Source organism: Geobacter sp. AOG2 (assembly GCF_019972295.1).
Taxonomy (GTDB): Bacteria; Desulfobacterota; Desulfuromonadia; order Geobacterales; family Pseudopelobacteraceae; genus Oryzomonas.
In genome coordinates this window covers 3030833-3052571 of the sequence record NZ_BLJA01000001.1, presented here as the reverse complement: position 1 = coordinate 3052571, position 21739 = coordinate 3030833, and the positions used below count along the sequence as shown (strand labels likewise).

At 52.1% G+C, this 21739-nt stretch carries 13 protein-coding genes; 9 read left to right on the top strand and 4 right to left on the bottom strand.

The features are described from left to right. The first annotated feature begins 63 nt into the window (after positions 1 to 63). The 7 genes from LDN12_RS13915 to LDN12_RS13885 all read left to right on the top strand — a co-directional run bounded on the left by LDN12_RS13915 (position 64) and on the right by LDN12_RS13885 (position 9955). Positions 64 to 882, top strand: coding sequence for a transketolase (locus LDN12_RS13915; RefSeq protein ID WP_223923261.1), 819 nt, complete (start codon positions 64 to 66; stop codon positions 880 to 882). Continuing rightward, positions 875 to 1816, top strand: coding sequence for a transketolase family protein (locus LDN12_RS13910; RefSeq protein WP_223923260.1), 942 nt, complete (start codon positions 875 to 877; stop codon positions 1814 to 1816). The genes LDN12_RS13915 and LDN12_RS13910 overlap by 8 nt, the downstream gene beginning before the upstream one ends. Positions 1817 to 1842: 26 nt before the next feature. After that, positions 1843 to 3768, top strand: a complete 1926-nt coding sequence (locus LDN12_RS13905) for a hypothetical protein (RefSeq protein ID WP_223923259.1) — start codon at positions 1843 to 1845, stop codon at positions 3766 to 3768. After that, positions 3765 to 5408, top strand: a complete 1644-nt coding sequence (locus LDN12_RS13900; protein ID WP_223923258.1) for a hypothetical protein — start codon at positions 3765 to 3767, stop codon at positions 5406 to 5408. Before LDN12_RS13905 ends, LDN12_RS13900 begins: the two co-directional genes overlap by 4 nt. Before the next feature lie 131 nt (positions 5409 to 5539). Then, positions 5540 to 7504, top strand: coding sequence for an NAD-dependent epimerase/dehydratase family protein (locus LDN12_RS13895; RefSeq protein ID WP_223923257.1), 1965 nt, complete (start codon positions 5540 to 5542; stop codon positions 7502 to 7504). Between the two features lie 16 nt (positions 7505 to 7520). Continuing rightward, positions 7521 to 8474 carry a class I SAM-dependent methyltransferase gene (locus tag LDN12_RS13890; protein WP_223923256.1) on the top strand — a complete coding sequence of 318 codons (954 nt, stop codon included), beginning with the start codon at positions 7521 to 7523 and terminating at the stop codon, positions 8472 to 8474. Then, on the top strand, positions 8471 to 9955 hold the full coding sequence (locus tag LDN12_RS13885) for a glycosyltransferase family 39 protein (protein ID WP_223923255.1): 1485 nt from the start codon (positions 8471 to 8473) through the stop codon (positions 9953 to 9955). Before LDN12_RS13890 ends, LDN12_RS13885 begins: the two co-directional genes overlap by 4 nt. Positions 9956 to 9964: 9 nt before the next feature. On the opposite strand, the gene LDN12_RS13880 is transcribed toward LDN12_RS13885, so the two are convergent. From LDN12_RS13880 to LDN12_RS13865, 4 genes are all read right to left on the bottom strand, one after another. Beyond that, positions 9965 to 11698 carry a tetratricopeptide repeat protein gene (locus LDN12_RS13880; protein ID WP_223923254.1) on the bottom strand — a complete coding sequence of 578 codons (1734 nt, stop codon included), beginning with the start codon at positions 11696 to 11698 and terminating at the stop codon, positions 9965 to 9967. Positions 11699 to 12244: 546 nt separating this feature from the next. After that, positions 12245 to 13786 (bottom strand): hypothetical protein, encoded by a 1542-nt coding sequence (locus LDN12_RS13875; RefSeq protein WP_223923253.1) that lies wholly within the window; start codon positions 13784 to 13786, stop codon positions 12245 to 12247. Positions 13787 to 14332: 546 nt separating this feature from the next. Beyond that, entirely contained in the window at positions 14333 to 15649 is a 1317-nt protein-coding gene (locus LDN12_RS13870; protein ID WP_238482107.1) for a sigma-54 dependent transcriptional regulator, read from the bottom strand. A gap of 25 nt (positions 15650 to 15674) precedes the next feature. Beyond that, positions 15675 to 17990, bottom strand: coding sequence for an ATP-binding protein (locus LDN12_RS13865; protein ID WP_223923251.1), 2316 nt, complete (start codon positions 17988 to 17990; stop codon positions 15675 to 15677). Between the two features lie 749 nt (positions 17991 to 18739). Here LDN12_RS13865 and LDN12_RS13860 point away from each other — a divergent pair. Together LDN12_RS13860 and LDN12_RS13855 are read left to right on the top strand one after the other, a co-directional pair. Further along, the gene (locus tag LDN12_RS13860) at positions 18740 to 20176 is read left to right on the top strand and encodes a B12-binding domain-containing radical SAM protein (RefSeq protein ID WP_223923250.1); all 1437 of its coding nucleotides are present in this window, start codon (positions 18740 to 18742) and stop codon (positions 20174 to 20176) included. 21 nt (positions 20177 to 20197) lie between these two features. Beyond that, positions 20198 to 21256 carry a glycosyltransferase gene (locus LDN12_RS13855; RefSeq protein ID WP_223923249.1) on the top strand — a complete coding sequence of 353 codons (1059 nt, stop codon included), beginning with the start codon at positions 20198 to 20200 and terminating at the stop codon, positions 21254 to 21256. The last annotated feature ends 483 nt before the right edge of the window (positions 21257 to 21739 follow it).

Sequence of the window (21739 nt, the reverse complement as noted above, 5' to 3'; positions counted from 1 at the left end):
GCCAATACTGTTATTTTGGCCTTATCCCCTGCGTGACTACTCAGTGAAGGTTGCACAATTACCATGACAGATCATTCGGTTAATCAAAAAACTGCGGACCTCCTGAACGGCCTGCGCCGCGATATCATCAAGATGGCGGAACACTCAGGGCATGTGGGCGTGGCGTTATCATGCATCGACATACTCGCGGCACTTTATGCAGAGGTCATGAACTGTACCCCCGCCGCCGTGGAGAGCCCTGGGCGGGACCGTTTTGTCCTCTCCAAAGGACACGGTTGCATGGCGCTCTACGCGGTCCTTGCCCAGATGGGATTTATCGACCGCCAGGTGCTGGCAACCTACGGCCACAACGGTTCCATCCTTGCCGAACACCCCATCGCGGGAAAGGTCACCGGGGTGGAGTGTGCCACCGGCACTCTCGGACATGGTCTTGCGATAGGCGCGGGCATGGCCGCCGGAATCAAACTCCAGGGGCTTGGAGCCAGAGTTTTCGTCCTACTGGGCGATGGCGAGTGTAATGAAGGAAGCGTCTGGGAGGCGGCGGCATTGGCCAGCACGGACAAGTTGGATAACCTGGTGGCGATTGTCGACTGCAACGGTCTTCAGGCCTGCGGCGCCTGCGACGAGGTTTCCCCGGCCGTCAGACTGGCCGACTGTTGGAAGGGTTTCGGTTGGGAGGTCGAGGAGGCCGACGGCCACGACTACCGGGAGCTTGTTAGAACCCTGGGCCGCCCCGCCACTGTTGGAAAACCGCGGGTTGTGCTCTGCCGCACCGTCAAGGGGAGAGGGGTCAATTTCATGGAAGGCGATCTTGAGTGGCATTACCGTCCCGTCCAGGGCGATGACCGCGAAGAAGCGCTGAAGGGGCTTGCCGATGCGTGACGCCTTCTTTTCCGAGCTTTATACCCTTTTCCGCCATGACCGCCGGGTGGTCTTCCTGACCGGCGACCTGGGCTACAAGCTCTTCGACCAACTCCGGGAACATGACCCGGCCAGGGTCATAAACTGCGGCATCCGCGAGGCCGGCATGGTCGGCTACGCGGCGGGTCTGGCAAAGACCGGCCTTTTGCCGTTCGTCTACTCGATCACCCCTTTTGTGACGCTACGCTGCCTTGAACAAATCAAGATCGATCTCTGCTATAACAAGGCAAATGTCGTGGTAGTGGGTGTCGGAGGAGGATTTGCTTATGGCCCGAACGGTTCGACCCACCACGGGGTTGACGACATCGGCGTATTGAGCTGTCTTCCGCAGATAAAAATCTGGACCCCCGCCGATCCTCACGAGGTTCGCCTGTGCGTCCGGGAGGCAGCCTCCCTCGACAGCCCTGCCTATCTGCGTCTGGGGCGCAACAAAGAGCCCCATGTCTTCAAATCCCTCGACAGCACCCCGGACATCTCCAAACCAGCCCTTGTGCGGGAAGGGACAGACGGCACTCTCGTAACCTGCGGCTTCATTCTCCACGAAACGCTGAAGGCCGCCGCCATGCTCAACCAGGTCGGCATTCACCCTGCCATCGTCCGTGTCGCGACCCTCCGACCATTCCCCGAAGAATACCTTCGTACCATTGTCGCCGGAGGCGGACCGCTCCTGACCGTGGAAGAGCACGTCGCTACCGGAGGAATGGGGCAGGAAATCGCCAGGATTATTGCGGAAACTGGCAGTGGCAACCGTTTTCGGATGCTTGCCATACCGATGCAATTTCCAGACGCCTGTTATGATCGCGATACCTTGCTCTCCCGATCGGGGCTCGATGCCCAAGGCATCGCCACCGCTTACCGGCAGCTCTGGTCTGCTGCCTGCTGCAAGGCCAAATAATGGAACACATGCATCATGAGGTACACATGAGCCGTAACCCGATTTCGGAACTCCTGGAAACCGTGCTGCTGGCTCTGTCCGCCACCGGCCTCTGGTACTATTGCTACTATCTGCTGGCGCCTTGGATATGGGCACAGAACATCCCCTTCAAAGCGGAAGACATCACCCCATGGATTCTCAGTGCCACCGGGGAGCATGACGGCGTCGAGATCTATGCGCTCTACATCCTGGTATTCGTCAACATCGTCAGCGCCTTCACGCTCTCCTTTTTTCTCAGGCATATCACCGGCAGTAATGCCCGACGCGCGCTATTGTGCCTGGGAGTGGCAGCCTCAGCCTCCTATTGCCTGACCATCGGCTTTATCCCTCCCTGGAACAGCATGGAGGTCCCAACACTATCGGACATGATCTTCCAGTCTCTTCTGATCATCCTGGTTGTATCTCCACCGACCGCACTGCTCTATTACCTTAACCGGCGTTTTACCCGGTGGGAGCCCCTGCTGGCGGCACTGCTGCTGGTCCCTCCCTGTTTTCTGGCAGCCTCCGCATTCGGCTGGAGGGATTATACCTACGTTTTCGCGCCTGCTCTCCGACTGTTGCATGGCGCTGCCCTGTCCGACATCTACTTCCAGTACGACCTGCTTCCCTCCCTGCTGGCGGCGGGCTGGATGAAAATGGGGCTGGACCTCGCCCAATTTCGGGTTCTCGGCCAAGCAGCCTATTATCTGGCCTTTCTGTGCGTCTACCTCCTGTCCCGCAGGCTTTTTCTGAAAAAGGAGCTTTCCGTATTCCTTCTGGTGGCCTTGGTCCTGGGGCGTATCTACGCCACCCCCTTCGACGCGACCCTGACCTTTCAGACCACACCCATCAGGCTCGACCTCTGGATTTCCTTGCTGCTGGTGGTCTACCGCCTGGGGCCCTATCACTGGGCAGCCGGTCTGGTATGCGGGCTGCTGATGCTTCTGCTGAAAAACTTCGGCATCATTTATAGCGCCGCCTACATCCAACTTATCATCTCCTTATGGCTGGTCGGCTATCTGGGCAGCGAGCAAAGACCCCCGTTCCTGAAGAGCCTTCTGGAACAGTTGAAGCGCGCTATGCTTCCGCTTTCGATCCTCATCCTCTTCGGTATCACAAGCTATTTCCTGTTCCGAAATACGGAGTATGGCAATTACGCCGGCTACTACCAAAAAATTGGCATCGGATTCATTCAGATCGCCCGAGACTCCTTTTACTGGTATGTGCCCGCCCTCTTCAGCGTCTCCGTGATACTGCTATTCAGGTTGCGCAATCAGGTGACCCCCGCCTACCTTGCCAGCGGCTTTATGCTGACGTACTGCGCCATAGGCGATTCTATTTACTTTTTCGGCAGAAGCCATGAGCACAACATCCTCAATATCGCCATCGTGCTGCTGTTTCACTTCTTTCTGGTACTCGATCTCACAATGCGTGTACTGGACAATGACCAGACGGACAACGTACCCCTTTCCGTGAAAAAATACGGCGGTTCCGGCATTGCGATCGCCCTGATCCTGGTGATCATCGTGTCCTATTCGGACAACATCGTGCGGAAGGGGCAGATCCAGTTCATAAACGTTAAAAACACCAAGATCACCTATAAATCCATCGGATTACCGGGGCAGTTTTACGGTTTTATGGGAAAAATCAGGGAGGTCACCAACAACAGCAACAAACTCTTTTTCGTGGACAAGTCGGATTTTGCCTTTTACTACTACGGAGGCTATGCCCCGGTGGGGTACTGCAACCCCTTCGAGACCTGGATATTCACCAAGGACCTCACCAGATATATGCAGAAACTGCTCGACAGCGGCTATTACCTTGTCTGCAGCCCGGACCTCACCTGGCTGCTCAAGGGTCTGAAGTACGATAACAAAACCGTCGTCGGCGAGACGGTGGTACTAGGCACGTTGAAAAATGGAACGAAACCATGACGTTTCGTGATATCTGCCAGAAGATACCACAAACTTTTAAACAACTCTCCACTGAACGATTTTCTACCATCCTCGGCGGTACATCCGAACGAGCTTATTCTCGCGCTCAGACATCATTGCTGGCTTTGACGGTCCTTTCAATTGTAGCTCAGTGGGCGGTCGCCCCTGTCCCTCTGGTGGCTTCACCGCCAGATGTCATGGGATTTATTGATGCCGGATATCGTGTAACATCAGGACAGGTACCGCACAATGATTTCTCTTCTCAGCTTGGCCCGGTATTCAGCTATGTATATGCAATTGGCGTAAGTCTTTTCGGACCGACTATTCCGGCAGTCGTAAGCTCAAACCTTCTTGTGATGACGCTCACCACATCGCTGGCTTGGCTTTTATCGCGCAAACGCCTGAACCCTCTTCTTGCTCTCATATTTTCGGCGACAGTGATGACGACAACTTCCGGAGTCGTACCCCTCGGATGGGGCGCCCATGAAACCGACTATGCAATGTCATACAACCGGCATGCCTTCGGGATTCTAATGTGCATTTGCGTAGTATCTTTCTTTCAAAAACAAGGCAGTAGCTCGATGATTGTTGAGCGGGTCGAGAATCTCATTATTGGGGCACTTGTTTCTCTTTTGCTTTTATTGAAACTCAACTTTTTTGTCATAGGCGTTTGTGCCTTACTAATAGGGCAATTCTTTGCCGGTTTGAATTTTAAAAAATCAGCCTGGATATTCTCCGGGTTCCTGATACCCATAGTCTTCTTCTGGTTCGTGCTCGGCGTAAAACCTGGAGCCTTTTTCGATGACATGTTACTGTTATACAATGTGGTGAAGGAAACTCGGCCATCATTATTTGGACCAGTCTGGAAGTTGATCTCGCAACTGACTGTGCCGATATCGATGGTGCTTTTCACGATAGTTGCCACAGGATGGCTTTGTCTCACTTCTCAGAAGGGAGATACCAATTCGCTGGTTAGAGCATTTATTTCAGCCGTTTTCTTACTGGCTGCGGATCTTGTTCTCGGCGTTTCAAATACCCAACTGCCGATACTGGTCTTTCCACCGTTTATAGCTCTCATTGCTCTTCGCGAACTCCTGCTGGTCGATAACTATAGATCCATATACCTTTCAGCTCTGATCATATTTACGTTTTCATTTAGTATTCTTACTATAGTTCGCGAGACGTCGTATATTGTATGCGCCTTGAGTAGCGAACTGTCTGCAGACCCAAACGATGTTGAAGCCCAGCGTTTTGATTCTCCATTATTGAAAAATGTCTATGTGCCTTCAGGCTTGAACGTTTGGTCTGATTATCCGCAGCGTTTGAATGATGGACTGAAACTTCTTAGAAAACATGTCACTCCAAGCACCAAACTCGTTACCCTTAACATTGTAAATCCGTTCAATTTTGCTCTTGGGCTCAAACCTACCACCGGGACTCAACTCTACTGGTGGCCAGGGGCGAGCTATACTGAAAAGAATCATCTGCATGCTGAACAAGTTTTTTCTAACGCAGACATGGTCATCATTGATAAGTATAATTTCGTAGTGTTGACAAGTTACAAAAGCTATCTTAATAAACAATTCAAGTTACTCGAACAAACCCCATATTGGTTTCTATTGAGGAGGGACAACCACTAACCGCGTTGCAAGCGGGAGGTGGGGAACCGGCAATCAAACAGACTCAAAGCAGAATCGACAAACTGATAAAAATTATGACAAGCTGCAAGGATTGAAATAACTATGTCCCTATTTTCGGAGCACACAACCTTATGACCATCGCCCACAAGATAAAAAACCTCCAGGGACCGATCCTCGTCCTCGGCGGCAGCGGTTTCATCGGCGCCAATTTGGTGCGCGCTCTCCTGGCACACCGGGATGACGTGTACGGAACTACCTCCACCTTCGACGCCTGGCGCCTGGAAGATCTGCCGGAACGAAACAAGGTCGTGGTGGATCTGCTGGTGGACGCCGACCTGGAGAGCCTCTTTGCCGAGATCGCCCCCCGGACCGTTTTCAACTGCGTCTCTTATGGCGGCTATTCCTTTGAAACCGATTTCCAGCTTATCTACCGGACGAACTTCAACCTGACCACGAGGCTGCTACACCTGATGGAGAGACTCTCGATCTCCTGTTACGTCCATTCGGGCAGTTCTTCCGAGTACGGAGACAACAGCTCCGGCCCGGAAGAGTCCGCTCCCTTTGAACCCAACAGCGACTACGCGGTATCCAAGGTTTCCAGCGCCGCCCTCATCAACTACTTTGGCCGCAAGAAGCGGTTCCCCTGCGCCAACCTCCGGCTCTATTCGGTTTATGGTCCGCAGGAGGACTCCTCGCGCCTGATCCCCACCGTCATCCGCCACGGCGTGGCAGGAGACTACCCGGACTTCGTCCATCCCGACATCTCCCGCGACTTCATCTATATCGACGACGTGGTCGAAGCCTTCGTGGCCACCGCCCTCAACCTCCGGGAGGAGGACTACGGCGCGTCCTTCAACATAGGCAGCGGCTGCAAGACGACCATCGCCGACATCGCTGCGACGGCCAAGGACCTGTTCGGGATCGATCACGAACCACAGTTTTCCTCCATGCCCGACCGCATCTGGGATGTCAGCGACTGGTTCGCCAACCCCGACAAAGCCGCACGGCGACTGGATTGGCGGCCACGGACCGGGCTGCGCGAAGGCCTCGGCAAGATGGTCGGCTGGTATCGTTCCCTCCCCGACCCGGAGAAATACCACCTTTCTTCGAAACAGTTCAGCCTCGACACCACCCACAGCGTGACAGCCGTTATTGCCTGCTACAAGGACAACCAGGCCATCCCGATCATGTACCAACGCCTGAAGGATACCTTTGCCAAGCTCAAGATCGACTACGAGATCATCTTTGTCAACGACAACAGCCCGGACGACAGCGAAGAGGTCATCCGCGCCATTACGCGGCGGGACAAACGGGTCACCGGTATCTCCCATTCCCGCAATTTCGGTTCCCAGGCAGCCTTCCGCAGCGGTATGGAGATCGCGTCCAAGAATGCCTGCGTGCTGCTGGACGGCGATCTGCAGGACCCGCCCGAACTTATCGAACAATTCGTGGCCAAATGGCGCGAAGGCTACGACGTGGTCTATGGCTGCCGGGTCAAACGGGAGGCAACCCTGTTCATGCGGGTGGCATACAAGCTGTTCTACCGGGTTTTCGACGCCTTTTCCTATCTCACCATACCCCACGACGCCGGCGATTTCTCGCTGATCGACAAGAAGGTCGTGCAGTGCCTGCTGCAATTCCCCGAACGCGACCTGTTCCTGCGAGGGATCCGGGCCTTCGTCGGCTTCCGGCAGACCGGCGTCGACTATGTCCGGCCGGAACGGATGTTCGGCGTCACCACCAACAGCCTCTTCAAGAATATCGGCTGGGCCAAGAAGGGTATCCTCTCCTTCAGCAATACCCCGCTGAACATCCTGAGCTTTGCCGGTACGATCCTCTTTATCATCTCGATCATGCTGGGGCTCGGACAGATAGCGAGCCGCCTCCTGTTCCCCGGGCTTGCCCCCAAAGGCGTAACCACCATGCTGCTCCTGATCCTTTTCTTCGGCTCGATCAATCTCTTTGCCGTAGGAATCATCGGCGAATACATCGCCAAGATATTCGAAGAGGTCAAACAGAGACCGCTGTTCATCCGTAAAAACCTGGTCCGGGACGGGGAAGTGCGAAACTTCTCCGTTGGCCGGCGCCAAAACTAACCGGAGACAACCACGCATGGAGATGATTTCACGGTCCTGCCCGCTATGCGGTTCATCGGACACCGGCAGCGTCTTTGCCGAGGCTGATTTTGAACTGAAACAACTGGACAGCTTTGCCTTCGCTTCTCGCAAGATGCCGGAATACATGCATTACCGGTTGATCGACTGTCCTACCTGCGACCTGTTGTATGCCAACCCCCTGCCGTGCGAGGACGACCTGGCGGAGGGCTACAGTGAAGCGGCCTATGACAGCGGGGTTGAGGCACACTATGCTGCCGCGACCTATGCCGCGACACTTTCAAAATTTGTCGGGCGATTGCCGGACCGCCATGGCGCCCTGGACATCGGCACGGGCGACGGGGCTTTTCTTGAATGTTTGCTGGAGCAAGGCTTTGACGGGGTGGCTGGAGTCGAACCGTCTCGGGCTCCCATAGCGGCTGCCCGTGAAGATGTACGGCCACTCATCAGGGAAGGGATCTTTCGCGGTGGCGATTTTGCCCCCGAAACCCTCAGTCTGGTGACCTGCTTTCAGACCCTGGAACATCTCGCCGATCCGCTGGAGATGGCCCGGGCGGTGCGGAAACTTCTCAAGCCCGGAGGGGCGGCCTATTTCATTTGCCATAACCGGCGCGCCCTGTCGGCGCGGCTGCTCGGTAAAAAATCACCGATTTTCGACATCGAGCACCTCCAGCTTTTCTCTCCCAAAAGTGCCCGCTATCTTCTGGAACAAGCCGGTTTTACCGATGTTGCGGTATTGGATATCGTAAACCGCTACCCCCTGCGGTACTGGCTCAGGCTGCTGCCGCTCCCCCAGGACATGAAACGCACGTTGATCGCAACCCTCGACCGGGCAGGCGTGGGAGCCTGGTCCCTGTCGGTTCCGGTCGGCAACATCGCCGTTGTCGGTTTCAAACCGGTTCATGCCGGCACCGCGTCCGATTCCGGGCGGATGCCCGGCGCAGAACCATGAAATATGCACTGAATTACCTGAAGGAACACCCTGAAACCCTGTGGCTGATTGTCATCCTGGCACTCTCCACGCTCCTCAGGCTGGCCTTCATCCATGAACCTTTCGACAGGGACGAGGGGCAGTACGCCACCATTGCCCAGGAAATCCTCCGGGGAGGGCTTCCTTACCGGGACGCCATCGAGATCAAGCCGCCCGGCACCTTCTACCTCTATGCCCTGGCAATCGGCATGTTTGGCGCCACCATCGAGGCGGTGCGCATGTTCGCCGCTCTCTACTCCATGCTGACGGCACTTGCAATCTACGGCGTCGCCCGCCATATCGGAGGAACCAGAGCCGGACTCTGTTCGGCCTTGTTGTATGGCGTCTTTTCCACCATCCCCCGGTTGCAGGGAAACAGCAACACGGAGGTCTTTCTCGTCCTGCCGATGACCGCGGGGGTCTGGTGTCTTCTCCTGGCGATGGACACCCAAAAGCGCTCGTACCTCTACGGGGTCGGCCTCTGCGCGGCCCTTGCCATGCTGGTCAAGCCGGTGGCCCTTCCGGTGGTGGTTTTGGAATGTATGCTGATTCCCTTCTCCAGGTCAGGGACAGTGTTTTCGAAAGATTCCGCGCTTGACCTGGCCGCCTTTCTGTTTCCGATCACAGCATGCGCCGTGGCGGCAATCGCTTACTTCCACCTCCACGGCGCCCTCGGCGATTTCCTCTACTGGACGGTCGAGTTCCCCCGTCGCTATAAGGATCTCGTATTATTTCAGGATGTGCCGCTGGGCGCCGTCCTGCGGTATCTCCGCTCAACGCTGGTGGTTCCCGCCCTTCTGGGAATCCCGGCGGCCGTGTGGCTAGCGATGACAAAACGGACCGTAGCGGGCAGCCTGCCGCTTCTGTTGATCCTGGCCGTGAGCTTGGCGATTGCCCTCCCCGGAAAAAACTTTCCCCATTATTATTTCATGATCATCCCCTTCCTGGCTATTCCCGGGGGCGTCGGCCTAGTGCTCATCACAAAGATGCCGAGAGTCCCTGCATGCTTGGCATCCGTAGCTGTGCTCGGGGCGTTTGTCTATTCGGCAGAGAGAAATTTCAGGTTCTATACCTCCTATTCGCCTGAGCAGGTGATGGTCGCAAGCTACAGCTCAACCACTTTCGTTGACTCCATAAGGGTGGCACGTTACCTTCGGGAACATACTCGGCCGGATGACTACATATTCCAATGGGGTTTCGAACCCGAACTCTATTTTCTGGCTGGCCGACGCTGTCCAAACCCTTTTCTTGTCAGTTTTCTTCCTGGCTGGTCGAAAGACCCGCAGCAGGCCATCGGAAAAATGAAGCAGACCCTTGCTGACAAAAAACCGGCGTATATCGTTTTGCAACCCGAGTGGGCGGATTATGAAGGCATTTTTGAGGTCAACGATTACCTGAAGAGGAATTGTTCCGAAGAAATGAAGATGGGCTTTGCCGTTATCTTCCGATGCTCCGCACACTAGGCTTCTAGCCTATTGCGGGCCCGGAATCCGTCTCCCCGTCAGGGTGAGGGCGCGTTCCAGATTTTTATACGCTTCCATGTTATCGGGGCTTGTCCGAAGCGCCTCCCGAAATTCCCCTATCGCCGCATCCAGATCCCCTTTGCGGGCAAGAGCCACCCCAAGGTTGTTATGCGCTTCGACGTAATCGGGATTTATGCGTAGCGCCTCATGGTACTCCCCAATTGCCGCATCCAGATTTCCTTTGCGGGCAAGAGCGAGGCCCAGGTTGTTATGCACCACGTTGTAATTGGGGTTTATCTGAAGCGCCTCCTGGTACTTTCCGATTGCCGCATCCAGGTTCCCTTTACGGGCAAGAGCAAGGCCCAGGTTGGCAAGGGACCGCTGGTAAAAGGGGTTAATCCGCAATGCTTCCTCATATTCCCGGATCGCTGCATCCAGATTTCCTGCACGTTCGAGAGAGAGCCCCAGATTGTCATGAATGATATAATTGTCGGTAGTGACCTGAAGGGTGTGCCGGTAGAGGGTAATGCTGTCCCGCCAGAAACCGATCTGATGAAACGTTACCGCGGCTGATGCGATAATAACCGTTGCAGCAAGCAGGGCAAGTACACCCTCGCGGTGCGGCAGGCTTTTTGTGCTCTCCCGAACTCCCCAGGCAACCATGATACCTATGCCGGTCAAGGGGATGTACATGTAGCGATCCGCCATTGCCTGCAATCCGACCTGAACCAGACCAATAACAGGCACAAGGGTAACGAGGAACCAGAACCATCCTACCGCGAGGTAGGGATATGTGCGCGCGGCACGAATCGTTACCCCCGACACGAGGAGCAGAAAGAACAGTGAACTGATGACGTGCCATAGCGGGATCGACTGGGGGAGGGGGTATAGCATTGCCAGGTTGTGGGGCCAGAATATTTTCCCGATGTACGTTACATATGCGATTGGCACATTTTCAATGCGAAGCTGAAAGGGGACCTCTGTAAGGCCTTTCACCGCCCCACCCTTGCTCTGGGCGTAGATAGTCACGGCAGCCGAAAGAAATGAACAGATAAAGAAGGGGATTTTTTCTTTTACAAGGGCCAGTACCCGGCCTGAAAGGAGACGCAGCCCTGGTTCCCCCTCCCTGTGCAGACGGTTGAGAGGCCAGAAATCCAGCAACAGCATGACAACGGGAAGGGTTACGAGCATCGGCTTGGACATGAGACCGAGTATGAATGTAAAAAGAGCAAGAAAATAGAGCCCGAGTTTTCGCTTTGCCGCGAATTCACCATATATGAGGAGAGTGAGAAACCAGAAAAAGGCGCTCAGGACATCCTTCCGTTCCGCAACCCAGGCAACCGACTCCACATGCAAAGGATGCAGCGCGAACAGTACCGCGACGAATGCGCTCGGCCAAAGCGCGCCGGTCGAACGGAGCAGAAGTAAGAGGACCAGTAGTGTCGAAATGGCGTGGATGATGACGTTGGTAAGATGGTGGCCCCGGGGATTCATACCGTACAGTTCGACGTCCGCCATGTGCGACAACCAGGTGACGGGGTGCCAATTGGCCGCATCAACGGAAGTAAAGGCCCACGCGATGCTTGTGCCGGTGATCCCACTTGCTACATGGGGATTATCCGTAACGTATGCATCATCGTCATAGTTCAGGAACCCGTAATCGCCCACCCGCATATATACGGCCAGGCTAATAACAAGTAACGCAACGCAGATTAAAACCAGATTTCGCATCTTGCTGCCCATATAACATCCGTATGTGAACATCTTGGTATCATTTCAGAATAATCGCGTTCAGCATCATACAAACTCAATAAAACCAGTTGTGAAAAAACGCCGGGCGGGACCAGCCCGAAGCCCCAGATTATCACTAAAACGTCCAATCTCCAACCAAGATTGAGTTATTATGCTCTGAATATCAGGGTCATCTCTTGGTAAGCATGATGCGACCTCTCGGAAGTCGCAAACGTGTGACGCTTACGGCGGCTGTTAAAAAGAAATGCTCCGTCGGGAGGCGGGTCGGGGTTGGGTGAAATTGGACGAGGCGATGCGGTCTGATCTTCTTAATATGGCAAAAAAATATAAACGTCAGCAGTTTGGCACAGCTTTCCTTCTCCTGTGGCTGATTCAAAACGAGGGGGGTAAGTGGGCGGCACTGATAGCCAGAAACTACCACCTTCATGCCTGCTGTCAGGGGTGGAAACGGAACGCGACATTGTTGTATTAATTTTCAAAGCTGTTTTTTTACGCACCTGCCAATGTATCTCCCGGCTTTACCCGGCCAACCAGACTTCATTGCAAGGAAAAGGTGAACCAATCCGGAGTGACGTTGGAGAGGAAAAACGGGAAATCGCAAGCGATGAAAGTGATTACGGCCACAACTGAAATTACGAATCGTGCGTTCCTTCCCCTGAAGAGCCGTAGCAGGTAATAGCTGAAGAGCACATAGATCGGGCCGAGAACAGGGAACAGGTAACGTCCTGCAACGGTCATGACAAAATCATTATATTCAAGGTACGCAGGATAATTAACTTTGTATAAAATGAAAAAACCATATGAGAGGGCTACCGCCGCCAGTAATGACGGAAGCCAGGAATTCTCCCATGGCCGCCACCGAACCAGAAAGGCAAAGCCTGCCAGCAGGATCAGGAGTGCTAGCGGTATAAACGATAGACCGCTATTTGCCACACCGAGATGAGCCTTGATACCGAAGGTGCTTTCCAGCATGTTGCGAGCCCATAAGGCCGTATAAAAGAGAAACCCGACCGGTTTGGCCCCGTCCTGCTGCATCTGCGCATAGTGTTTCACGAGGTTGATCGTATCCGACCGGTCACCGGGGTGATTAATCTTCGCGGCCATCTCGTTCGCCTGCCCTGCCGTAATACGCCCTTCCTTGAAGAGGTTGAAAATATAGTTTCGTGCCGCAAGCCGGTATTGCATTGCGTTCTCCAGGGGCAGGACATCGTATGCTTCCGGTTCCACAACGCGATAACGAATATAATTGCCGCCATAAAGCTGAATATTCAGTACCAGGCCCAAAACAACAGCGAGCGTCAGGCCAAGTCCGCGCTTGCCCGAAGAATGCACCCAAGCTTTCAGGGCGGAAGGCAACAGATGAAAATTCCTGAGTTCATGGATTGCGAGCACAATGCCCATGATGAGAACCAGCGGCAAGAACGTGATCTTGGTAAGGCAGCCCGCCAACTGGCAGAGGATCGAAGTCGCCAGCATGGTAGCGGACCGTTCCTTGAAAAAGGCAAAGAGGTAGTAAAGTGCCATGGCAGCCAGAAGATTTGTCAAGTTGTCATATGATACCGAGGCAGAGAGAAAGGAGAACATCATGGTATTCGTCATGAGCACAACCAACAGAATCTCGGTGAGCCGGTCATCCGTCAGGAGTCGGAGCATGCGCCGGACAAAATAGATAGTGCCAAAGGCAAAGGGAATATTGAGTAGGCGCAGAAACACAAGATCGGGTATCCCAAGGAAATTCAGGGCCAGCAGTTTTCCCATGAGCCAGTAATAGACCCAGGGGCTGTTGGTAACAAGCCCGTACTGGTATGATTCTGGAGTGTTGCCGGGCAGCAGAAATACTTTGGAGAATATTTCACATTTCCCAAAATGGGTTACCTCGTCCGGTGGGACTTGGGGGGAGATGTTGATGGCAAAAAAGAGGAGCCGCAATCCGAAATAAACAAGAAGGGCAATTGTAGGCCAATTCCGGCTGGAGGAAAGAATATACTCCATATACGAAGTCGGCCGTAAACCGTCAGAAATTTCGGATGACACTTGCTCTCTGGTCGATCTTGAAGTCAACAACGGCTCTCCTTTCAAACGTTCCTACCTCAAAACCGTCATTCATCATTCCAGTTGTCCTGCTCGGTCTTGCTGCGATACACCGGGCATAATTTAAACTCCCCGGCACATAACCTAATAATTTTATTAATTTTAATCGCCGTAATATTCATGCAGTAACATTCCTGGAAAGGACTGAGCAAAAATTTGCATTTTTGGGACAAGCCGGGACCAGTGAGATTTATATTGTTCGCAATTGTCATCATGCCGCGCCATTCGCCATTGGGGACACCTCAAACCATGCAAATAGCAGCAACAATCACACGGCTGAGTCATCTCGGTTCGCAAAGGATAGAGGTGAAGACCATTCATCGTATGACCCAAAGTCCCATCCAGCCCTTTTGGGCGAAGGCGAACTTCGGCACAGCCCGTTCTTCTTTGCAGTTGCGACAGGTCATTACAACAGCAAGACCAATACCGTCATTTCAACATGCTGTAATTATTAATTTTATTTGTTTTATGGGTTAAGCTGGGGTGGGCAAAATGATGAGTAAAAACGACAGCAGGTAGGCAAAATGATGAGTCTCAGAGGTTGTATTTATCCAGCATACGTTTAAAACTGCTGTAGTCGACATCAAGCAAGCGGGCCGCCTCCATTTTCTTACCGCCGGTAGCGGCTAAAGCCTGTTTGACGGCATCGCGTTTCATTTCTTCGAGAGTACCCAGGTGGACGGTACTCTTTTCGGTAGTCGCCTGGTCCGTAACGGTCATAACACTTTCCAACACTTCACGGGTGAGAGTTTCTCCGGCAAAAAGGGCGGCACGCTTCATGACACTCTTCAGTTCCCGGACATTACCGGGCCATGGATGACGGTTCAACAAGACAATCGCTTCAGGAGCTATGCGTGGAGGAGTTCGGTTCAATTCCAGGGAAATTTCCGCAAGAAACTTGTGGGAGAGGGAAATGATATCGACACCTCTTTCACGCAACGGCGGCAAAGTGATCATAATTTCCCCAAGGCGGTAGTAGAGATCTTCCCTGAAACTCCCCTGCTGCACCTCAAAGAGAAGATCGCGGTTGCTGGCCGCGATGATCCGTGTGTCAACCTTGACCAGTTTCGTCCCACCCACAGGGAAAAACTGCTTTTGTTCGACGGCATGAAGGATTTTGGCCTGAACGGCCGGCGATGCGCAATCCACATCGTCGAGAAAGAGTGTCCCCCCATGAGCTTCTTCAAAGAGCCCTCTCTTTGCTGAAACGGCACCGGAGAAGGCCCCCTTGAGATGCCCGAAGAGTTGACTTTCCACCAATGTCTCGGGCAAGGAGCTGACGTTCACCGTCACGAGCGGCTGCTGTTTGCGTTGGCTCAAACCGTGGATAAGTGACGCGAGATATGACTTGCCCACGCCGGTTTCACCTTGGATGACTATGGAAAAATCGGTCCCGGCAATCCGCTGCGCCTGATTAATGACGCCCTGCATCGCCAGACTTTCGCCAAAGAGCAGCTCAAACGAAGCTTTTTCGTGTTGCTTCGCCTCTTCCAGCTCTTTTTTCTGCAGGATCGGAACCGTGGTCCGGTTGATTGTTTCAACAAGCTGCCAGCAATCGAGCGGTTTACGTACATACGCGGAAACACCCAGCTCGATCGTTTTGAGCAGATAAGTCGTGTCGGTGAACGCAGTACAGATGATGACCGGCGTCTCCGGCGACCTCTCCCGTATGCGCTTCGTCATCTCAAGACCGTCCATGATCGGCATTCTTATGTCGCAAACAACAATGTCGGGAGCCTCGCGTATAAATAGCTCCAACCCTTCCCTCCCGTTGGCGGCGGGTAAAACTCTTTCGAAATGCATGGCAAGCACGATATGAATACGCTCTCGCAGATCCGTATCATCCTCCACATAGAGGATGGTTATCTTTGCCTTGTCAGCCATTGCTGCCCCCCTCAACAGAGTCATCCAGAGCAAGTTCCACCTTGAATTTCGTTCCGTCCGGACTACTTGTGAAGCTGAGGCTCCCTCCCATGCTTTCCTCGATGATGAGTTTCGTCATATAGAGCCCTATACCGGTTCCCTTCTCCGCTGATTTGGTTGTAAAATAGGGGTCGAACACCTTGTCGGCATATTCATCCGGAATTCCGCAGCCATTATCCTGAACCTCAATGACGGCTTTGTTGCCTTCGCCTGCTATGGAGACGATAACCTGTCCTTCAGCCGCAAGCCCCTTACCAAGCTGATGGTTATGGGCGGCTTTATCCATTATGGCGTCAAAAGCATTGCTGACAAGGTTGATAAGAGATTGTTTGAACTCGTTTTGATATCCCTTGATATTCAAGCGACAATCCGGTGAATTGTCGACTACGTTCAACCTGACGCCGGAATTGGCAAACTGGGAGGAGACAAGCAAAACGACTTCTTCTATTTTTTCTTTGAGATCAAAGATCTCGATCATTTTTTCGGGAAGAAAAAAATTCCGAAAGTCCTCGATAGTATCTGACATATGATAAAGCTGTTTTTGCGCGTCCGCTTCGGCCCTCTCCAGAAATGATCTGTCGATGCAATTACGCTCCCAGGCCATCCGGATACTTTGGATTGTTGCCCCAATTGTGGCCAGCGGTTGCCGCCACTGATGGGCAATAGCTCCGATCATCTCCCCCATTGCAGCCAGGCGGGCGTGGCGCGCCAACAGTCGTTCATGTTGTACGCGCCGCTCCGTTTCCTCCTCGATTCTCTTTGTCAGGTTATTATTCAGCTCGTTGAGCTCTCGTTCAACCTGCTTGCGTTCGGCGATATCATACACCGTGCTTATAATCACCAGCAAGGAGCCATCAGGGGCGTGGAGAGCGGTCGCATTCAAGAGCACGGGTAGCGTCGATCCATCTTTGCGGACCAGCTCAAACTCAAGGCCACGGACCCAGCCCAGTTCTTTGAGGAGATGAAAGCTTTTCTCAAGAATCTCCACCCCATCAGGCGTTATGATGTCGCCAAACTTCATGTGACCTATCAATTCATCCCGTTCATACCCGAGCCAATTGAGCTCAGTATCGTTTATTCGTACGAAAAACCCTTCCTTGTTGAGCGAATGATACCCGCATGGTGCATTATTGTAGAGGTCGGCAAACTCACGTTCGCTCTCAAGAAGTGCCCGCTCCCTCGACGCAAGTTTTTCAGCCATTTCGTCGAATGCCTGTCCCAAGCGCCCAAATTCACCACCCGCGACCTCGTCGGTTACCCTGAACTTAAGATCGCCCCCCGCCAGCCGTAGCACCGCTTTTTGGAGTTTATCGATACGCTTCAGGATGAAAATATTGCCGAGGCGCATGACGAAGAAGAGAGCAAAAAGCAAGAGCGGAGCCAGGAATATTACCTTCTTTGCGAGAGCCGATACCGCCTTTTTCTGGGTTTCCTTGTGCGGTATGCTTGCCCGTATATAAAGATAGGGAGATTGTTCGTTCTTCAACCTCAATTTGCGGTAGCAGACAATATATTTTCCGCCATTTGCATCATAAGCCACTTCATTACTTGCTTCGGGGCCGTCTACCATTTTCATAAAAGTGTCATGTTCAATCCTCTTCCCGATTAAATGGCTGGGATTCGGATTTCTGTGCACTATTATGCCGTTTCTGTCCAGAATGCTATATGATGATCCCCTAGGCAAGCCGCCCATGTTTAACAACATATTAAATTGGACAAAATTTATATTAGCCAAGATGACATCGGTTAATTTGCCGCTGGCGGTGATTACCGGATAACCAAAGCCAATTGTCGGCCGCGCCGAAATTCTGCCGATACCGTAATCACCGGAGGAGAACTGCCGACTTTTGACCGCACTCTGGAAAGTTAATCTGTCATGCACGGAAAATGGTGCCTTCATAGGCAAGCCGGATGCCCAGACGGTTCCAGCAGGGTCCGCGATAATGATATTTCCGTACTGAGGGTTCTTTTCCAGAATATCGGTCAGGATCGTATTTGCTGTCTTCACATCATGTGTTTTTATCTCCGGGATTTGCGCTAATGCTGTCAGCAACTGTTCGATATTACCCGCAAGGTTGTATTGTTCGGTTGCTATGCTGTAAACAAGCATTCGACCATCATCGATGCCCTCGCGTATGGCATCTTCGCTCTGAAGATATCCTGAATAGAAGATCAGGATGATTGACGGCAAGGCAAGCGCGAACGTCATCAGCAACAGAAGTGTCCGTAACGACAGGGAATGGAAACGCTGGAGGAAATGATTTTTCATGTGAATTTCAGGGTGCTCTCTACTTACTCACGAATGATAACATTGAACTTTATAAATGGTCTTCGAAGCTACTCTATCCCCGTAACAGGCACGGAATAATTATTGATTCGGGTCAGAATGACGCGGCAGATAATTCAACAATATCCTTTTACCTTGCCAATGCCTGAAAGTACTTACTAGAAGAATACCCGCATATGCTATTTAACAGTAAGTTGATCGGATGTAGTCCTAAACATTGCAGCAGCAATCTCTATGCTACCCACCACATCTATTCGCTGCCGATAGTAACAGATTATTGATAAAAAGTCATTTTGATTTGACAAAACGGATTCTTATGGTGCTTTGTCAGGCATGTCAAGTTGGATTTTCGGGATCAATCATGCGAAGACTTGTGAGTAAAATGAGAACTCTTGACATAACCGGAAAGGGCGGGCCAGCCACTTTTCTTGCTTCAAAATTTCTTCAATGATGTTATAAATCAGTTGTCAAACGGCATACTCGCGTCGCATTTTCAGCAGCCTCCGGGGAAATTGAGCAGTTTCTATCAGGGGGTTTTCTTCAGGAATTTATGCGGGCATGTGCCGAGAGCCTTATTTGCAATAGTGTTCATGTCAAGACAAGCAGACTCCTTCTGAATCTTTTCAGCGTAACCGGTTGAAATAAGTAAAACCACCCTGTTATTGTTTCCAGGTAAGAAAAAATGCTTTCAAAAACGCGCCGGATGCCGAAACATCTCTCTGGAGGGAATAATGATACTATTACTTGTTAATCCACCCTACGACATCAACAGATACATGGGGGGATTGGCAAAGGTCGGCTGGGTATTTCCCCCGGTCGGCCTCCTCTACATTGCCGCGTATCTGCAAAAACACCAGCCAACGTGGAAAATCAGAATTTATGACGCGCAGGTGGAAGAAAGAAATTTCGAAGAAGTTCTTGATGAGCTTAAACCTGACATCGTCGGCATCACCTGTCAATCCGCACTCGTGTACAGCACCCTGGATACCGCACGGGTCGTCAAGCAGAAAAAACACGAGACTCTTGTTATTGTGGGGGGGGTACACGCCAGCCTGCGACCGCAGGACCTCTTGAACAGCGAAAATGTCGATCTGGTAGTCAGGGGGGAGGGGGAAGAAACATTCCTTGAAGTCTGTTCCGCTTTCCAGAACCAGGAGCCTTTTGCCGCTATTGCCGGTGTATCCTTCAAAGATGGAGCAGCGGCTATAAGCCATAATCCGGATCGGATCATAAGCGCGGACCTGGACAGTTATCCCATGCCGGCACTCGACCTGGTTCCCATAGAAAAATATCGGATAAGCCCCGACATGCGAACGGGCAGCCGCCTCGGGTTGATCATAACGTCGCGCGGATGCCCTTATGACTGCATGTTCTGCGCGAACAAACTTCTGACAAAGCGAACCTATCGCCTTCGTTCGATACCATGCGTGATCGAGGAGATTGAATATTACCTTGAGCATCACCGGATCAATCAACTGATGATCTTTGACGACAATTTCGCCGTCGACAAAAAGAGAACCCTGGCGCTTTGCGACGAATTCGTCAGAAGGGGATATCCCGCTAAATTCAACTGGTGGGCAGAAGCACGGGTGGATGTGCTTGACGAAGAAATACTGACCGCAATGAAGCGGGCGGGTTGCTCCATCATCTCTCTGGGATTGGAGTCTGGCAACCAGCGACTTCTTGATCTGATCAAGAAAAATATCACCCTCGAACAGACTCGAAAAACGGTCGAGATTATTCACAAAGTGGGGATAAAATCCCGGGCATCCTTTATCCTCGGGCTGCCCACCGAGACCCGTAAAGAGTCGCTGCAAACCATACGATTCGCCTACAGCCTGCCGCTGGATCAAGTACGTTTCTCCATTGCCACGCCATTTCCCGGGACCGAACTCTGGGATATTGCCATACAGGAAGGGTGTCTTGACCCAGATTCCATAGACTGGACAAAACTCAGCCTGATGGGGGGGTATACCGATTTTTTACCTGTTTATCATCCTGCCGGCAGGTCGGGTCGGGAATTGAAACAGTTACAAAGGAGAGCTAATCTGTTCTTTTTTCTCCGGCCGAAAATTGTCTGGGGGTACATCAACCGGATTAAATCTGTGGATGATCTTTTCAGCATCTGTAAGGGGTTTTTCCACTTGGTCAGGGCAACGCTCAAATAGGCAGGCGAAGGAATTGTAACCATGAAGCTTCTCTACGTCTGCGGCAAAGAACGATCATACGTAAGAAACGAGATGATCCTGGCAGGACTTCGAAACTGCGGTTGCGATATTATTGATTGCTCCGACGAATCAGGCACGTACGTCTGGAGATTTGTCAAATCCGTTTTAAAGGTTCTTGCAGCGAGAAAAATGGACTTCGACTTTGTGTTTATAGGATGCCTGGGACATTATTTCGTTCCGTTGGCAAAAAAAGCGACTGCAAAACCGATAATCTTCGACCCCTTTGTTTCCATGTATGACACCATGTGTCTCGATCGGAAAAAATTCAGGCCCGATTCCCCGGCGGGAAGGATTCTCTACCGTTTGGACAAGGCGGCCTGTGATCGGGCGGACAGGATTATCCTGGATACGTATGCACACATCAACTATTTCACGAAAGCCTTCGATCAGCCACCGGATAAGTTCCACAGGGTGCTTGTCGGGGCTGATGAATCCCTCTTTTACCCCCGGGAGACCCCGCGGGATGACGATAAATTCAAGGTTTTCTATTATTCTTCCTTTCTACCACTGCACGGAACTGAATACATTGTCGAAGCTGCCGGCAAATTACAGAATGCTACTGATATAGAATTCGTAGTGATTGGAAATGGGCTGGAAAAGAAAAGGATTATGAATCTGGCCAAAGCAAAAGGTGTGTCGAATATCCATTTTATTGATTGGATTCCATACGGACGATTACCGGGGGAAATTGCAAAATCAGACGTGTGTCTTGGCGGCCATTTTTCTGATATCAAGAAGGCGCGACGAGTGATCGCAGGAAAAACGTTCCAGTTTCTGGCTATGAAAAAGCCTGTTATCGTTGGCGATTGTGAGGCGAATCGTGAATTACTGGTTGACGGAGAAAGTGCCTTCTTTGTCCCTATGGCTGACGCGGAGGCGCTGGCAGATGCCATACTCAAGCTGAAATCAGATGGAGCTTTAAGAGATCGTCTGGCTGAGAAGGGCCATGATATATTTACAAAAAGATGTAGTAACTCTGAAATCAGCAAAGAGTTGGCAAAACTGCTCCATTCACTTTAAAAACCGCCAGCGGCATCTGCCGCTGGCGGTATGATCTTTATAATAACGTGCCGAAATGGCGTCAGGGATGAATCTGATCTTATTTTGGCAAAAGCGTACAGGATCTGGCGAATGCTGTTCGTTTATTTGCCATGTTCAATCAATTCATTATTAAGTTGATACAACATCTCCCCCATCTTCTCCCGCGAAAATATTTTGGCCTTTTTAATCGTTTTTTCTCCAAATTGCCTGAGCAAATCCTGAATCAGCCCGTTGAGCCGCTTGTGTGCCCGACCAATTCCTTGCCCAAATTTTCCTTAACCAGCAAATCATAAACCGTGACTCCAATATCCGCTCTGTCGCATTCGGCAAGTGCACGGGAACAAGCGGGTTCGGAGATAGTGTCCTTCCTCCCTGCAAAGCTGCAGACCACCCGCAAGTTCGGAGCGTTCAGGAAGCATTTCTTAAGGATCTGCTCTGCTGGTAATTCAAGACTGCCTTGGC

Excerpts from the sequence above, each read along its gene's own strand:
- LDN12_RS13860 (WP_223923250.1), top strand. The coding sequence starts at position 18,740 with ATGATACTATTACTTGTTAATCCACCCTACGACATCAACAGATACATG.
- LDN12_RS13895 (WP_223923257.1), top strand. The coding sequence starts at position 5,540 with ATGACCATCGCCCACAAGATAAAAAACCTCCAGGGACCGATCCTCGTC.
- LDN12_RS13890 (WP_223923256.1), top strand. The coding sequence starts at position 7,521 with ATGGAGATGATTTCACGGTCCTGCCCGCTATGCGGTTCATCGGACACC.
- LDN12_RS13885 (WP_223923255.1), top strand. The coding sequence starts at position 8,471 with ATGAAATATGCACTGAATTACCTGAAGGAACACCCTGAAACCCTGTGG.
- LDN12_RS13880 (WP_223923254.1), bottom strand. The coding sequence starts at position 11,698 with ATGGGCAGCAAGATGCGAAATCTGGTTTTAATCTGCGTTGCGTTACTT.
- LDN12_RS13855 (WP_223923249.1), top strand. The coding sequence starts at position 20,198 with ATGAAGCTTCTCTACGTCTGCGGCAAAGAACGATCATACGTAAGAAAC.
- LDN12_RS13915 (WP_223923261.1), top strand. The coding sequence starts at position 64 with ATGACAGATCATTCGGTTAATCAAAAAACTGCGGACCTCCTGAACGGC.
- LDN12_RS13905 (WP_223923259.1), top strand. The coding sequence starts at position 1,843 with ATGAGCCGTAACCCGATTTCGGAACTCCTGGAAACCGTGCTGCTGGCT.
- LDN12_RS13900 (WP_223923258.1), top strand. The coding sequence starts at position 3,765 with ATGACGTTTCGTGATATCTGCCAGAAGATACCACAAACTTTTAAACAA.
- LDN12_RS13910 (WP_223923260.1), top strand. The coding sequence starts at position 875 with ATGCGTGACGCCTTCTTTTCCGAGCTTTATACCCTTTTCCGCCATGAC.
- LDN12_RS13865 (WP_223923251.1), bottom strand. The coding sequence starts at position 17,990 with ATGAAAAATCATTTCCTCCAGCGTTTCCATTCCCTGTCGTTACGGACA.